Origin of the sequence: Winogradskyella epiphytica, assembly GCF_003217215.1 — a bacterium.
GTDB lineage: Bacteria > Bacteroidota > Bacteroidia > Flavobacteriales > Flavobacteriaceae > Winogradskyella > Winogradskyella epiphytica.
Window position 1 is genome coordinate 808,757 of record NZ_QJTD01000001.1, and the last position, 15,692, is coordinate 824,448.

Consider the following 15,692-nt stretch of genomic DNA (forward strand, 5'->3'; position numbering starts at 1 on the left):
TTCAGAATTATTATTTTTTGTATTTATTTAAATACCATTCAACGGTTTTAAGGATACCAGATTCAAAATTTTCATCGGCCTTCCATCCTAAATCTTTTTCAATTTTGGACGCGTCAATAGCATATCTAAAATCGTGTCCTGCCCTATCCTTAACAAAGGTAATTAGTTTACAATAAGAATTATCTCTTGGATTTAATTCATCTAAAATATCACAGATTTTGTGAGCTATGTATAAATTATTTCTTTCGTTTTTTCCGCCTATATTATAGGTTTCCCCTGCTTTTCCTTTTTGAAAGGCTAAATCAATTCCTTTACAATGATCTTCTACATACAACCAATCTCTAACATTTTTACCATCACCATAAATTGGTATAGGTTCATTATTTAAAGCCTTTCTTATAATGGTTGGAATAAGTTTTTCATCATGTTGCTTAGGACCGTAATTATTACTACAATTGGTAGTTACCACATTCATTCCATAGGTGTGGAAATAACTTCTAACTATAAAATCTGAAGAAGCTTTAGAAGCACTATAAGGACTATTTGGGGCATATGGCGTATCCTCCGTAAACAATCCTGTTTCTCCTAGAGTACCATAAACTTCATCTGTTGAAATATGATGGAACCTATTCGATTCACAACCCTCTTTAAATTGAAACGGAGCTTCCATCCAATTATTTTTTGCCGTATTTAACAAGTTGAAAGTCCCATAAACATTGGTATTTATGAATGCATCCGGATTTTCTATAGAATTATCGACATGAGATTCTGCTGCAAAATGAATAACATCTGTGAATTGATACTTCTTAAACAATTCCTCAACAAGAGCCGAATCGCATATATCTCCTTTTATAAAAGTGTAATTATTATCATCTTCAACATCCTTTAAATTAGAAAGCTCACCTGCATAAGTGAGCTTATCTAAATTAACAACTGAAGTGTTTTTATACTTTTCTAAAAAATAGTAAATAAAGTTTGAACCGATAAATCCAGCTCCTCCTGTAATTAAAACTTTTTTATTCATAATTTTTAATATAATTGAATGCCTTTAGAACCAGAAATAACAATAAGAAAGCTATTACCGTTAATATTGGAAAGAGTATTGAATAACGATATTGTATACTACGTTCCTCTATACCAATTCGATTAAATCCAGACAATATATCGAAATATGTGTTTTGCTCCGCTACTTCCTGATCTAATTTATTTATACGAGCTCTAATATCTTGTTCCTTTAAAAATAAATCGTATTCTTTGGTAGCAGTTTTCTCTTCTTGTAATGGTAATGAATTACTTAAACTTAAGGTCTGCTTTGACTTTTTAGATTCATTTCTAATAACTTCTAGATATGTTTTTTGAATACTATCTAATCGGTCTAATTGTGTAGTTAAAGTTAAGCGATTGATATATGCTGTCGTATCTCTAACTTTCTTTTGATGAATAGAAAACTCATTTATAAAAGTTTTTTTAAATCCCTTTTGCAGATGTGTAAATATATCACTTTTATGAGCCGTTGCCTTTATTGAAAAAATTCTCCCTGACAAAAGATCTCTGTTTTGCACATAATCTACATAACTTAATTCATCTACTAAAGACGTATCAATAGACTTCACATATTCGTCATATTCTATAAATAAATCGTTTTGTGTTTCTGGACCAGCTTTTAATTCAAATCCTTTTAACACTTTAGCTTCTGAAGAATCAATTTCAAAAATAGAAGATAGCTCTGAAAAATTATTTGATTTAATTAAGGAGTTAAAATAATCGATGTTACTAAAAAGCTGATATTTAGAATCAAAATGAGGCTTAACCACCATATTAGAATAATATAATGGTGCCTTAGTCTCTTCATATACATAACCAACCACAGCCGCAATAATAAGCGCTACTGCTACAATTTTAAAATAAACAACAAGCGGTTTGATCGTATAAATAATAGCTGAAAAAATAGCTTTAAAAATACGGCCTATAAATTTGAATAATTTTTCAAATAATCTGCCTATTGCATTAAATAATTGCCCTAAATCAACCTCTTCGTTTTGTGGTTGTTGTGGTAATTTATCGCTCATTTATTAAGAATTAAATATTTGTTCTAGAATCTTTCTTGTAATTACATATGTCGGTTTTACACCTGAAGTTCCAAGCCCACCTGAAGCCAATGTACTTCCTGTTTCTAATGGATTATCACTCGCATAATAAGCATATCTTACCTTCACATCTTCATTAATGTTTTTTCTTACTTTAGATGCTGCTTGAATGGCTTTTTGGTAGTGTGCGCCTTCCATTTCTAATCCAATAACATTCCAAGTAGAGTTTTTAAAGAATTTTAAAATTTCCTTATTTTGAAGGGATGTTCCTAAAACAGTCACCATTGTACCTTCATAAACTGACACTCCGCAATCTAGTAAGTCGTTTTTACTTAACTCATTTTTAAACGGATAATTATCTGCTGTACCCTCAAAAATATGTGCTGTTGGAATCATTACATCTCCTTTTCCACCTTCTAAAATACCCGCTTTACCCATAATAGAAATTGACTTCACGTTCAAGTGAATATCTTCATCATTGACCGTAACAGGCTTTAAAAGTTCATCTAATGTTTCATAAGCTTGTTCTCCAAAGGCATAATCCATGACAAAAATCACAGCCTTGTTTTCCTTGGCTTCTTCGAGATACTTAAAATCTGTTTTTGAAAAATCTATTTTATCTGTATCGAAAATCTGAACATCTATATTAGTTCCTGAAGTATCTGGTATATAGATCATGCCATTTTGTAAAGCAGACTTTTCTACTTTACTTCGTAGAGCTCCGTTGTTAGAATCACTTAAAGCTTCATAGGTTTGGAAAATATCTTTCTTGGCTTCATTAGCTTTTAAAACCCCTTTAGCAAATAAAGAATTCATAACACTATGCATATTGGCACTTATAATATGAATTGGACGCTCTAAAAGTCCATTTTTATGCAATGTGGACTTAATAGTATCTGCCCAAACCTCTCCATGAATATGATGCCCTAACCGTTCTCTTAAAACAGGACTGAATGTTATGGTACGTTTAGTATTATTTATAGTTTCTTCAATAGCTAATTTCCCTAACCAATACACAATATGTAACAAACGCTCTGGTTGACTTTCCGTTGCAAATTTTGGATAAGCCACTGTTAGCTCATTAAATGTTCTTCCTAAGATATTTGCGGTGTGAGTAATAGCTATTTCACGTTCCTTTTGGGAAAGCTTTTGCTTATTTAATACGGCATTTTCAAGCTTCTGCCAATCTCTTACCGTAGAGCCATCTTCATCTATAATAACACGTTTGCTAATTTTATGCGACTCCACAAAAAGAAAGGTAAGATGCGTTAAAATATCATAAATTTCAGAACGCCCTCTGGTGATTTCAATATTCATTTGCTCGTCGTCTATGCGATAACAATTACGACGTCTTTTTGGTGGAACGATAGTTTTGAAGTGCGAGTTAGCATAACCCTCGTCACTTGTAAGATTGATAAAGGTACATTCCTCTATCCCTTGTGGCAAACGATCTATAACGTAAAGTAAACCTTCTAATTCTGCTTTTTCTTCTCCAATAGAACCATAGATTTCTGGACGAAGAAGCAGCAGAGCTTCACGTAGTGTTTCTCCAGAAACTCCCATAGGCTTATAAAAGCCACGATTAAATAAATGTCGCATGGTAATATACATGCGTTCTATAGCACTGGAACTCTCTTGAGCTCTCGTTCTTCCTTGTTTCTTCTTAGTTGTACTCATACGTTAATTTGACCTACAAATATAGGTTTATTTCGTTAAATTAAGTTTATGCAAGCTATCGGCAATTTTTCTATCGTTAGATAGTCTCGGAATCTTATTTTGTCCGCCTAATTTTCCTATAGATTTCATATAGGTTTGGAATCCATCTTTTTTAATCCTCGTAATTTTTAAAGGTCTTAAAACTTTTCCTTTGATCAAATCCAAATAATAACTGTTTTGTCGTTGAAGTGATTTCTCCAAGGCTGCTATTAATTCTTCTTCACTTTCAGGTTCATTTTCAAACTCAATTAACCATTCGTGATACGGTAAGCCCTCTGAAGGATTAATTTGAGGTGCTACCGTGAATTCATTAACATATATAGACGTATTTGCCGAAGCTTCCTTCAAGGCTTGCTCTACTTCCTTCCCTATGACATGTTCACCAAATGCTGAAATAAAATGTTTTATTCTTCCACTTACAATAATTCTATAAGGCTCTAAAGACGTAAATTCTACCGTATCTCCAATATTATATGCCCATAGCCCTGCAGTTGTAGAGATAATCATCACGTAATTAACACCTAATTTTACCTCTGCAATAGTGAGGCGCTTAGGATTCTCATCAAAGAACTTATCTGCTTCAATAAACTCATAAAATATACCTGAATTGAGTTGAAGCAACATGCCTTTCTCATTCTGTTTATCTTGAAAAGCAAAGAACCCTTCACTAGCAGGATACAACTCTATGCTATCCACTTTTCTTCCTATAAGGTTTTCAAATTTGGCGCGATATGGTTCATAATTAACACCTCCAAAGATAAAAAGGTTGAAGTTTTTAAAGAGTTCTCCAACGTTCTTACCAGACTTTTCAATTAACTTTTCAAAATACATCTGAACCCAAGATGGAATACCAGAAATGATGGTCATATCCTCGTTAATCGTCTCCTCTACAATTGCCTCTACTTTCGTTTCCCAATCATCTATGCAATTGGTTTCTAAACTTGGCATTCTATTTTTTTGAAGATATTTAGGAACATAATGAGCTACAATACCTGAAAGTCTACCGAGTTTAATACCATTCTTTTCTTCAAGAATAGGACTACCTTGAAGAAAGATCATTTTTCCATCAACAAAGCTTGAGTTTCCTGTTTCGTTAATGTACATTAAAATCGCATTCCTCGCAGCTTCCACATGGGTTGGCATGCTTTCTTTAGTGATAGGAATATATTTAGCTCCAGAGGTGGTTCCAGAGGTTTTAGCAAAATAAATAGGTTTACCTTTCCAAAGAATATCTTTTTCACCTGCAACAACACGTTCAACATAAGGCTTTAAGTCCTCATAATCTCTAATTGGAACGTTTGCTTGGAAGTCCTCATAAGAGGTGATAGCATCAAAATTATGATCTTTTCCGAAGGCTGTATGTTTAGCCTGAGATATTAAATGTTTAAATACCTTTTGCTGCGTTTCAACAGGTCTTGATGACCATTTTTTGATACGCTTAGCCACAAATTTTGCGAAAGGTTTAGAAAGTGCTGCTTTGATTGATATCATTACTGAAAGTCGATAAAATTAGTTGGGTTTATAGAATAGCCCTTGCTCCAAAGTTCAAAATGCAAATGTGGTCCTGTGGTTAATTCTCCTGCATTTCCAGACATAGCAATAACTTCACCTGCCTTGACAATGTCTCCTTGAGACTTAGTAATTGCCGAATTGTGCTTGTAAACCGAAATCAATTCTCTATTGTGTTCTATTATGACCACATAACCCGTTTCAACCGTCCATTCTGCAAAAATCACAGTACCATCTGCGGTGGCTTTAACAGGTGTATTAACAGGTACAACGACATCTACCGCAAAATGTTTTTCTTCTAAATTATAACCTTCTGAAATAGATCCATTAACAGGTGGAAATAAAACATAGTTCGACTGATCGCCAGACATCTCAAACAAGTTATATTTATCTTCCTTAGCTACCTTTTCTCTTAATAGAGAATCTTCTCGACTAATGGCTACATTTAATTCTCCTATATCCTTTTTGGCGGCTTCTATAATAGAATCTTTATTGAATTTCAATTCAGTAACCTCTCCTTTAAGAACTTTTTTAATTGAAGCATAATACCGTTGATTCAATTCCAGTTCTCGAACTAATGAGTCTGTTTTATAATTGAGCATGGTTGCCTTTTTTTTCAATTTTGCTGAGGAATACCCTGGAATAAACTCTCTGAGTGGCGTAAATGCAATTAATAACACTGTAAAAAATACCAGTGTTATTGCTGATAATGACGTTAAGATAAATACATTAAGTCTTGTAAGTTTTATAGCAAAGCGCTCCTCAAAAGTATCTTCATTCAAAATGACTAAACGATACTTATGAAGTAGCTTCTTAGCGAATTTCTTTTCTTTCTTTTTCTTTTTTGCCATCAAAACAAAATTAGTTAAAATACTGAAATAGCATTGTTATTAAATCCTAAAGTTGCCTTAACAACGTTATTATTAAACTATAATTACTAACTTTGCAGTCTAAATTAAATATTATGACTTTAAACATTATACCTTTAATGATTGGTCCATGGCAATGGGTGATCATTGGTTTAGCAATTCTTCTATTGTTTGGCGGTAAAAAGATTCCTGAGTTAATGAAAGGATTAGGTAGCGGAATTAAAGAATTTAAGGACGCAAGTAAAGAAGAGTCTACCGATATCAAAGAGAAAGAATAAACCCTTTTTTAATAAAATTAAAAAGAGGTCTTCTAAACATTATGTTTTAGATGACCTCTTTTTGCATTTAAAGTATTGTATCTCCAACAGATTTAAACCTATTAGAGTCTATATATTATTTGATTTTAATTGACTTAATAATAGATTCTAATTCAAAAATGTAATCTCGTTTTTCTAAAGACGGTGCATAAACATAACCATCAGCCACTAAATAACGGTTATTAATTTTATCTTCAATAGCGTAAGTTATAAACGGACCTGCCATAGTATAGCCTTGCATATCCCACAATCCTCGAACTTCATAAGCTGGTTTATTATCTATGATTGTTTTAAACATTGACGGCGCATAAGCGTCTTCAACAGCCATATATATTCCATCTTCGCCAGGAATTTTAGTTTTAGTTATCTCATCCCTCATTTTTACAATATCTACAATAGTACTATCTCCATTAGATATGGTTTCAAAAGGAACTTCATAAAACATTAATTCCATCGTCTTTGCATTAGATAAATTTTTTCTAACCCAGAAAAACTTGTCTTCTGCTTTACTAATTCTATAAACTGAAGGAATATTTATGGTAAACCCTAATTGGCTTTCCATTTTCTTCACGTCTAATAAGGATAGTTTAATACGTCTTTGTTTCTCTTTTACTTCTTCTTTGGTTAGCGCATCAATTATTTTTTCTTTATGTTCTTCTAATTGTGCTATAATTTCCTGATCTGTTTTACCTGTAATTAGAGCTACAGTTTGTGGCTTAGCATAAACATCATTTTTAATTTCTGTAGATGCTTCAACATTAGCTTTATCAATTTTTATTACAATTCTATTTCGAGCAGCAAAGCCGTCAAAAACCTGAGTTGGAATTTGCTTCATGCTGAATAAAGGTTCGTCGGTAGGTAGACCGGTTAAAGGTGCTGCAAAAATATTTCGAATTGATTCACCTACGGCGCCCTCCCAAACGATATTATCTGAAACAACAGAAATAGTGTTTAAATTACCGTTTGAAGCAGGTAAAAAGTTTTGCTTGTCTCCTTCCTTTTTATCTCCACATGCCATTAATAGCACACAAAATAATACAGTGTAAAAAGCTCTCATAAGTTTAAGTTTTTGATGGTTTATTATTTCGACACAATTAGCGTCATTCCTATTTTGAGTTTATTACCACTAATATCGTTCCAATCTTTAATATCTTGAACAGAAACACCAGAAAACTTCTGTGCTATGGACCAAAGTGAATCTCCTGATTTCACTTTATACGTTTTTTTCCCCTCGGTATTAACCACTTTTTTAGCCGGGCTCGTCGTATTTGAAACGCCATGATTCTTTGGGTATATTGTTAGACGTTGCCCAATTTTCAAGTTATTACTCCTTAAATTATTCCATTGCTTTAATTGACTCACCCTAACCCCATATTTTCTAGCAATTTTTCCTAAATAATCACCATTTCTTACACGGTATCTTATTTTAGTATCATCATTAACCACTTGAGGTAAGGGCTTTTCGCGCTTATTAAATTCAGCATTGGCAAATGCGTAAATTTTATCTTCGTTAGTAACAAAGGTTCCCACAGCTTTTCTGGGCAATCTTAAAGCATAAATTTTTCCTTCAACCTTAGGAATTATATCTAATTTGTACGAGGGATTTAAAAACTGTAATTCTTCAAGATTTATACCTGTTGCTTCAGACACATGTTTTAAAGAAATCATTTGTTTTACGTGAACTGTATCTGTCTGTATCAATTGAAATGCTGGTCGTTCTGGTTTAAAACCATGCTCTTCGGCATATTCAAAAATATACATAGTCGCTAAAAAAGCGGGTACGTATCCTGCTGTTTCTCTCGGAAGGTTATGACGGATATTCCAATAATTTTTAGAACCTCCTGATCGTCTAATCGCTTTATTTACATTGCCTGGCCCAGAATTATACGCTGCCAAGGCTAAATCCCAATCATTGAAAATACGATACATTCTTCCTAAATATTCAGCCGCTGCCGTAGTTGATTTTATAGGATCACTACGATCGTCTACATAACTGCTCACATCTAAATTATGCTCCTTCCCCGTTCCGTACATAAATTGCCAAATCCCAGTTGCTCCCACACGAGATCGAGCTCTTGGTTTTAAAGCCGATTCAACAATCGCTAAATACTTCATTTCAAGTGGAATATTGTGATTGTCGAATTCTTGTTCAAACATTGGGAAATAAAAATGACTTAAGCCCATTAAACGCTCAATAGATGTACGTCTGTGCTTCAAGTAACTTTTAATAACACTTTCTAAAGATGTATTGTACTCAACATTAAAAGGTGTCCTTGCATTTAGTCGTTCTAACCGTGCTTTTAAGGTATCTGTAGAAAGTTCTGGATAGTCAACTGGGTCATATTTAAGTTCGGTAACCGATTTATAAATAGTATCGAAAAGAGAATTGCTATACAGCTCTTTTAACCATTTTGCATCCAATTCCTGAGCTTCAGGTAAATCCTGAAGATCTTTTATTCCCAACGAATCCACTATAGCTTCGATCTTTTCATCAGTAGAAAGTTGTTTACTGTCTAAAGATTTACTGTTTTCTGCTTTAGATGATTTGTTTGAGGTGCTATCTGTTTTAGGTTGGGAAAATCCAAGATATCCCAAACCAAGTAGACAAAACAATACATATGTTTTTAATGTCATGGTTTACAAAATGTTTCGTAAAAATTCAACGTCTCATTAAAACGTCGCAATCTCTAAAAATAGTATATTTTTAGTTGTTAGTTTAAAATAGCAGCTATTCCAGGTAAAGTCTTACCTTCTAAGCTTTCAAGCATTGCGCCACCACCTGTACTTACGTAGCTCACCTTGTCTTCAAAACCAAATTGTTTCACAGCCGCAACAGAATCTCCACCTCCTACTAAAGAAAAGGCTCCATTTTTAGTTGAATTTGCGATAGAATTTCCTAACTCTATAGTGCCCTTAGCGAAATTTTCCAATTCAAATACACCTAAAGGACCATTCCATAGTATAGTTTTACATTCGTTAACAATACCATCAAAAAGTTCTATCGATTTAGGTCCAGCATCCAAACCTTGCCAACCATCAGGAATTTCATTGACCGCACAAATTTGGGTGTTTGCATCATTACTAAAAGCATCTGCGGCTACCACATCTACAGGAAGATGAATTTTTACACCTTTCGCTTCAGCTTGTTTTAAAATATCTAAAGCCAATTCCATTTTATCGTCTTCGCAAATAGAATCGCCAATTTGACCGCCTTGAGCTTTAATAAAAGTGAATGTCATTCCACCACCAATAATCATATGATCCACTTTATCTAAAATATTTTCAATCACTGTAATTTTTGAAGATACTTTAGCACCACCTAGCACAGCTAAAACAGGTTTCTCTCCATCTTCCATTACCTTTTTGATGCTTTCAATTTCTTGAGCTAAAAGATGACCAAAGCATTTTTTTTCTGGGAAAAATTCCGCTACAATTGTTGTAGAAGCATGCGCTCTATGCGCAGTACCAAAGGCATCATTTACATAGATATCACCTAATTTTGATAATTGCTCTGCAAAATCTCTATCACCTTGTTTTTCTTCTTCATGAAAACGTAAATTTTCAAGTAATAAGATTTCACCTGGCTGTAAGGCATTTGCTTTTTCTTCTGCTTCAGCTCCAACACAGTCTGAGGCAAACTTCACCTCTACTCCACATATATCTTCAATTTTCGGAATAATATGTTTTAGTGAAAATTCCTCTTGTACACCATTTGGACGGCCTAAGTGCGACATAAGTACACAACTACCACCATCTTCTAATACTTTAATAATTGTTGGTTTTGCCGAATCAATTCGTGTCGCATCAGTGACATTAAAATTTTCGTCTAATGGCACATTAAAATCAACACGTATTAATGCTTTTTTATCTTTAAAGTTGAAATCGTTTAGTGTTTTCATCTGTTTGAAGTTTTTATTTAGTTGATAGTGAGTAAAATGATATCACAATCAGGAATTTGGTTAAAGAATCTTAATCCACAAAAATCTAAATTCATGGTAGAAAACCTTTTAACTTAATTCTTAATTAGAATTCTGAATCGCAAATATAAAGATTAGAAACAGAATTTTTTATATAGTTTTGCTTTCATACCAAGTTTACTGATTAAGTTAAAGAAACGCGGTAAATTAACCATTGAATCAATAACATGTTATTTTCTGAAGTATTAGGCCAAGAACATATTAAAAACCATCTTACAACAAGTGTTGATGCCGGTAGAATTGCTCATGCTCAACTTTTTGTTGGTCCTGAAGGATCGGGCACTTTGCCAATGGCACTGGCTTATGCCCAATATATTTTATGCGGTAATTCTAATGGTGAAAATACAGGAGGTAATGAATCGTGTAATCTAAAGTGCAAGAATAATTCGCATCCAGATATGCATTTTGCTTTTCCTGTTACCACAAGTGATAAAGTAAAAAGTAAGCCTGTTTCAAAATACTATATGGAAGAGTGGCGACAATTATTGGAGCAACAACCTTATGGTAATTTATTCGATTTTTATAAACTCCTAGGTGTAGATAATAAACAAGGTTTAATTAGTGTAGAGGAGGCTGCAGAAATTATGAAATCTCTTACACTAAAATCTTATGAAGGCGGCTACAAAGTTATGATTATTTGGATGGCAGAAAAGATGAATTCTGCCTGTGCCAACAAGCTTTTAAAGCTAATCGAGGAACCTCCTAAAAACACTATTTTTATTTTAATTGCCGAAGACGAAGAACAAATTATAAATACCATTCGATCACGTTGTCAAGTCTTACATTTTCCTCCATTAGCAGAGGAAGCTATCACTAGAGCTTTAGTTAAAAACTTTCATATTGAAGAAGCCGTTGCAACTAAAATTGCCCACCAATCTAATGGGAATTACAATAAGGCTGCCGACTTGATTTATCATGATAGTGAAGATATTCAATTTGAAAAATGGTTTGTGTTTTGGATTCGTTCTGCTTTTAAGGCTAAAGGAAACAAAGCAGCGATACATGATTTAATTTCTTGGTCTGAAGAAATTGCTAAAACAGGTCGTGAAACACAAAAGAATTTTCTAAATTTTTGCTTAAATTATTTCAGACAGGCTCTATTACTCAATTATAAAGCTGATGAATTGGTTTATTTAGAGCCGAAATCAGACGATTTTAAACTTGAAAAGTTTGCTCCTTTTGTGCATGATTCAAATATTATGGAGATTTCTGAAGAACTTCAAGATGCGATTTATCATATAGAACGAAACGGTAATTCGAAGATAGTACTTACCGATTTATCAATTAAACTAACACGTTTATTGCATAAAAAAAGCCAAGCTTCATAGCTTGGCTTTTTAATTCAATTTAACCTTGAGAATTATTCTTCAGTCTTAGTTTCTGATTTTTTATTCAGTGATTCAAGAACTTCTTCAGTAATATCGTTAGCATCTGTACCGTATAACACAGATCCAGCTTCATTGGCTCCTAAAATATAAGTGTAACCATTAGTTTTACCGTAATCTTTAATAAATTCTTTTACTTCCTTAACCAAAGAATCAATTTGAGCTTGACCTTCAGTTTGTAAAGCTTTCTCTTCAGAACCTAGTTGGTAATCTTGCATTTGCTTTTTCTGAACTAATGCATTGTACTCTTCTTCTGCTTTTGCCTGACCAATTTTTGCTGCTCTCGTTTGAAAAGCTTGCGCTTCCACTTGAATCATTTGCTGAAGGCTATCTGCTTTCTTATTAAATTTTTCAATCTTAGTTTTAAACTTAGCTTCAAAGTCTTTTTTCTTATTAAACTCGTTAACCACTTTTGTGTTGTCAACGAATGCGATTTTTTGCTGTTCTTGACAAGATGCAGCAGCAACTAAGACCATTAGACTTAAAATTATTTTTTTCATAGTTTATTTTATTAATTAAGTAATGTTGAAATTTTTTAAAATTTCCAATTTAGTATTCTATTTAAATTTCTGCAAATGTATAAAAGTTAAGTACTGATTTCGGAAAAACTTTTAATATTGAAAATATCTATAGTTATTACAAATAACTATTCCTAAAACCAATTAAAAATGAAGTCAAATAAAGCGTTTTAAGCGCGTTTTGAAATTTCTTACTAGAATCGGATGTTTTATTGTTAAATAACGCATTAAACGTCTTAAAATTAAAAATCAGCTCTTTTTAGGACATAAATATGGGACGAATACTCTTTGGAACGTTTTGCTTTCATATTTGAACGCCAACCAACCCAAAATGCCTTAATCGGATTCATAAATCCATTTTTATATTTTTCTGAAAGTAGACATACATAATAGGCGTCAAATTTCATTGGCAACGTTTTTACTATAGACATCTTCTCTACTTGAAATAATTTATCAATCGCTGTTTTAGAAAAATGCCAAAGATGTCTTGGTACATCATATGCCGCCCAAAAGTTTTTGTAATATTGAGCATCGTAACTTTTATAATTGGGAACTGCAATAACCAAAGTGCCATTTGGTTTTAACAAGCGTTTTAATAGAGCCACTTGGTTTTCTAAATGAGGCAAATGTTCCAAAACATGCCAAAGCGTAATTACATCAAAACTGTTTGCTTGTAATTTTTCTAATTCGCTTGTATCAAAAACGGAATTATTTGTTTTTGAATTTGCAATTTTCCTTGCACTTTCATTTGGTTCAATTCCGGTAATTTCCCAATTATTTTTTAAAGCTGTTTCTAGAAAATCACCTGTACCACATCCAATATCTAAAAGTGTTTTAGATTCTGCTTTAAAAGAGTTAATGAGTTTCAGTTTACGTTTTAGTGAAATTTCCCGTACGGTATGATAAACATATTCTAAGAGATTACGTTTTGTATCTGTATGAGAAATATAATCATCACTCTTGTAATACTCCGAAAGTTTATTTTCTTCCGGTTGCGGAAAAGTCTCCAACAGATCAAGTTCATTATTATATAATAATTGAAACTCTTCTCCAGAAATAGAATAATCCTTTACCCTTAAATATGATGATTTTTTATCGGACACTATATGATGAAAATTTTTTAGAAGTTATAATTTTAGAAGTTTGACAACACCTTATTAATTATTATAACGAATTGAATTATTATAAATGACTAAGAAATTATATCTATTTCTCTCAACTATTCTGAATTGTAATCTTTGATAATTGAGGTCTATTCTTCGTTAAAATTTATGATAATCGATAACTTCCAGGTATTCATTTTTAATTCAAAGAAAGTCTCAAAAATCAAATTGTTTCACGTGGAACAATTTTATTATCTACCCAAATAAACCAACAAAACGGAAATATCATTTGGAGAAACACCACTTATTCTGGACGCCTGAGAAATTGTAACCGGTCTGATTTTTTCTAATTTTTGACGCGCCTCCATACTCATAGATTTTAATTTTGAATAGTCAAAATTAGAAGGGATTTTTAAATTTTCCAGACGATTTAACTTATCTGCATTATTCTTTTCCTTCTCTATATATCCAGAATATTTCACCTGAATTTCGGTTTGCTCGATAACCTCAGAATCTAAATCATGTTCTTTTAAATACTTCTCCACTGATTCAAATTGCTTCATATCTTCAATGATAATATTCGGTCTCGCAAATAACTTAAACATTTTATCTTGCTGTTTTACTGGAGACGATTTTTTTGATTCTAATACAGGATTTGCTTCTTCAGGAGTCACACTAGTATCTCTAAAAAACTGTACAAATGCAGCAGATTTTGCCTGCTTCTCCTCCATTCTTTCTAAACGTTCTCTAGAAGCCAATCCTAATTCATAAGACTTAGGCGTCAATCTAAAATCAGCATTATCTTGTCTTAACAGCGTTCTATATTCTGCACGAGAAGTAAACATTCTATAAGGCTCCTCAGTACCTTTTGTAATTAGATCGTCAATTAAAACACCTATATAAGCTTCATCACGTTGCAATGTAAAAGCATCTTTTTCTTGTACTTTTAAACTAGCGTTAATTCCAGCCATCAATCCTTGAGAAGCCGCTTCTTCATATCCCGTTGTTCCATTAATCTGACCTGCGAAATACAGTCCATCAACCAACTTAGTTTCTAAAGTATGTTTCAATTGTGTAGGTGGAAAATAATCATATTCTATAGCATATCCTGGTCTAAAGAATTTCACATTTTCAAATCCCACTACAGATCGTAATGCTTTAAATTGAACATCTTCCGGTAGAGACGTAGAGAATCCATTGACATAAACTTCACAAGTATTCCACCCTTCAGGCTCTACAAATAATTGATGTTTATCTTTATCAGCAAAACGATTAATTTTATCTTCAATAGATGGACAATATCTTGGACCAACACTTTTAATTCTTCCATTAAACATTGGTGAACGATCAAAACCTTCACGCAACAAATCGTGAACTAATTCACTTGTATGCGTCATATGACAAGAGCGTTGTTCCTTTAATGGTTTCGTAATATCTAAGTAAGAAAATTTTTCTGGATGTTCATCACCAGGTTGTTCAATCATTTTAGAAAAATCTAAGGAACGACCATCCACTCTAGGAGGAGTACCTGTTTTCATTCTTCCTGATTCAAATCCTAATTCTACGAGTTGCTCTGTAATTCCTGTCGCGGCTTTTTCACCTGCTCTACCTCCACCGAAATTTTTATCTCCAATATGAATCAATCCATTTAAAAAAGTTCCATTGGTTAAGACAACGGTCTTCGCTTTTATTTCAATTCCGAGAGAAGTTTTAACGCCAACCACTTTGTGATTTTTTACTAAAAGTCCAGAAACCATTTCCTGATAAAAATCAAGATTCGGTGTTGCTTCCAATCGTAATCTCCAATCTTCTGCAAAACGCATTCTATCACTTTGAACTCTTGGACTCCACATTGCAGGTCCTTTAGATTTATTCAACATTTTAAATTGAATCGCAGAGGTATCAGACACAATTCCACTATAACCACCAAGCGCATCAATCTCTCTCACAATTTGTCCCTTTGCTATTCCACCCATCGCTGGATTACAAGACATCTGTGCGATATTCTGAAGATTCATTGTAATCAATAATGTTTTGCTTCCCATATTTGCAGCAGCTGCCGCAGCCTCACTTCCTGCATGACCTGCACCTACAACAATAACATCATATTCTTCGTTAAACATATTAACTTCTTTTAATAATCTTAAATATATATTTTATCCTTTTATAGAGTGTCAAATTCGATATACGAACACCATATAAAAATAGATT

At 33.0% G+C, this 15,692-nt stretch carries 13 protein-coding genes; 2 read left to right on the plus strand and 11 right to left on the minus strand.

Features of this window, described 5'->3' with window-relative positions:
* Window positions 1–10: 10 nt before the first annotated feature.
* The 5 genes from rfbB to DFQ11_RS03610 are packed head-to-tail and all read right to left on the minus strand — an operon-like array spanning window position 11 to window position 6,163.
* Window positions 11–1,024: a dTDP-glucose 4,6-dehydratase gene (rfbB, locus tag DFQ11_RS03590; RefSeq protein ID WP_110474341.1), complete on the minus strand. Its 1,014-nt coding sequence runs from the start codon at window positions 1,022–1,024 to the stop codon at window positions 11–13.
* Window positions 1,017–2,069, minus strand: a complete 1,053-nt coding sequence (locus DFQ11_RS03595) for a hypothetical protein (RefSeq protein ID WP_110474343.1) — start codon at window positions 2,067–2,069, stop codon at window positions 1,017–1,019. Before DFQ11_RS03595 ends, rfbB begins: the two co-directional genes overlap by 8 nt.
* Window positions 2,070–2,072: 3 nt before the next feature.
* Entirely contained in the window at window positions 2,073–3,764 is a 1,692-nt protein-coding gene (locus DFQ11_RS03600; RefSeq protein WP_110474345.1) for a DUF6909 family protein, read from the minus strand.
* Between the two features lie 27 nt (window positions 3,765–3,791).
* Window positions 3,792–5,294, minus strand: coding sequence for a GH3 auxin-responsive promoter family protein (locus DFQ11_RS03605; protein WP_189342976.1), 1,503 nt, complete (start codon window positions 5,292–5,294; stop codon window positions 3,792–3,794).
* Window positions 5,294–6,163, minus strand: coding sequence for a M23 family metallopeptidase (locus tag DFQ11_RS03610; protein ID WP_110474347.1), 870 nt, complete (start codon window positions 6,161–6,163; stop codon window positions 5,294–5,296). Before DFQ11_RS03610 ends, DFQ11_RS03605 begins: the two co-directional genes overlap by 1 nt.
* A gap of 113 nt (window positions 6,164–6,276) precedes the next feature.
* Here DFQ11_RS03610 and DFQ11_RS03615 point away from each other — a divergent pair, with 113 nt between their 5' ends.
* Window positions 6,277–6,459 carry a Sec-independent protein translocase subunit TatA/TatB gene (locus DFQ11_RS03615; RefSeq protein WP_189342977.1) on the plus strand — a complete coding sequence of 61 codons (183 nt, stop codon included), beginning with the start codon at window positions 6,277–6,279 and terminating at the stop codon, window positions 6,457–6,459.
* 115 nt (window positions 6,460–6,574) lie between these two features.
* Here DFQ11_RS03615 and DFQ11_RS03620 read toward each other — a convergent pair whose 3' ends face one another.
* The 3 genes from DFQ11_RS03620 to DFQ11_RS03630 form a co-directional block, all read right to left on the minus strand.
* Window positions 6,575–7,555 carry a DUF4837 family protein gene (locus DFQ11_RS03620; RefSeq protein ID WP_110474349.1) on the minus strand — a complete coding sequence of 327 codons (981 nt, stop codon included), beginning with the start codon at window positions 7,553–7,555 and terminating at the stop codon, window positions 6,575–6,577.
* 23 nt (window positions 7,556–7,578) lie between these two features.
* A complete protein-coding gene (locus DFQ11_RS03625) occupies window positions 7,579–9,132 on the minus strand; it encodes a LysM peptidoglycan-binding domain-containing protein (protein ID WP_110474351.1) in 1,554 nt (517 codons plus the stop codon).
* A 77-nt stretch (window positions 9,133–9,209) separates the two neighbouring features.
* Entirely contained in the window at window positions 9,210–10,397 is a 1,188-nt protein-coding gene (locus tag DFQ11_RS03630) for a phosphoglycerate kinase (RefSeq protein ID WP_110474353.1), read from the minus strand.
* Between the two features lie 245 nt (window positions 10,398–10,642).
* On the opposite strand from DFQ11_RS03630, the gene DFQ11_RS03635 reads away from it, so the two are divergent.
* Entirely contained in the window at window positions 10,643–11,803 is a 1,161-nt protein-coding gene (locus DFQ11_RS03635; RefSeq protein ID WP_110474355.1) for a DNA polymerase III subunit, read from the plus strand.
* 32 nt (window positions 11,804–11,835) lie between these two features.
* Here the strand turns inward: DFQ11_RS03635 and DFQ11_RS03640 are convergent, their stop codons facing one another.
* The 3 genes from DFQ11_RS03640 to mnmG all read right to left on the minus strand — a co-directional run bounded on the left by DFQ11_RS03640 (window position 11,836) and on the right by mnmG (window position 15,604).
* Window positions 11,836–12,360, minus strand: a complete 525-nt coding sequence (locus tag DFQ11_RS03640) for an OmpH family outer membrane protein (RefSeq protein ID WP_110474357.1) — start codon at window positions 12,358–12,360, stop codon at window positions 11,836–11,838.
* A 260-nt stretch (window positions 12,361–12,620) separates the two neighbouring features.
* The gene (locus tag DFQ11_RS03645) at window positions 12,621–13,481 is read right to left on the minus strand and encodes a class I SAM-dependent methyltransferase (protein WP_110474359.1); all 861 of its coding nucleotides are present in this window, start codon (window positions 13,479–13,481) and stop codon (window positions 12,621–12,623) included.
* A 251-nt stretch (window positions 13,482–13,732) separates the two neighbouring features.
* Window positions 13,733–15,604, minus strand: a complete 1,872-nt coding sequence (gene mnmG / locus DFQ11_RS03650) for a tRNA uridine-5-carboxymethylaminomethyl(34) synthesis enzyme MnmG (protein ID WP_110474362.1) — start codon at window positions 15,602–15,604, stop codon at window positions 13,733–13,735.
* Window positions 15,605–15,692: the final 88 nt, after the last annotated feature.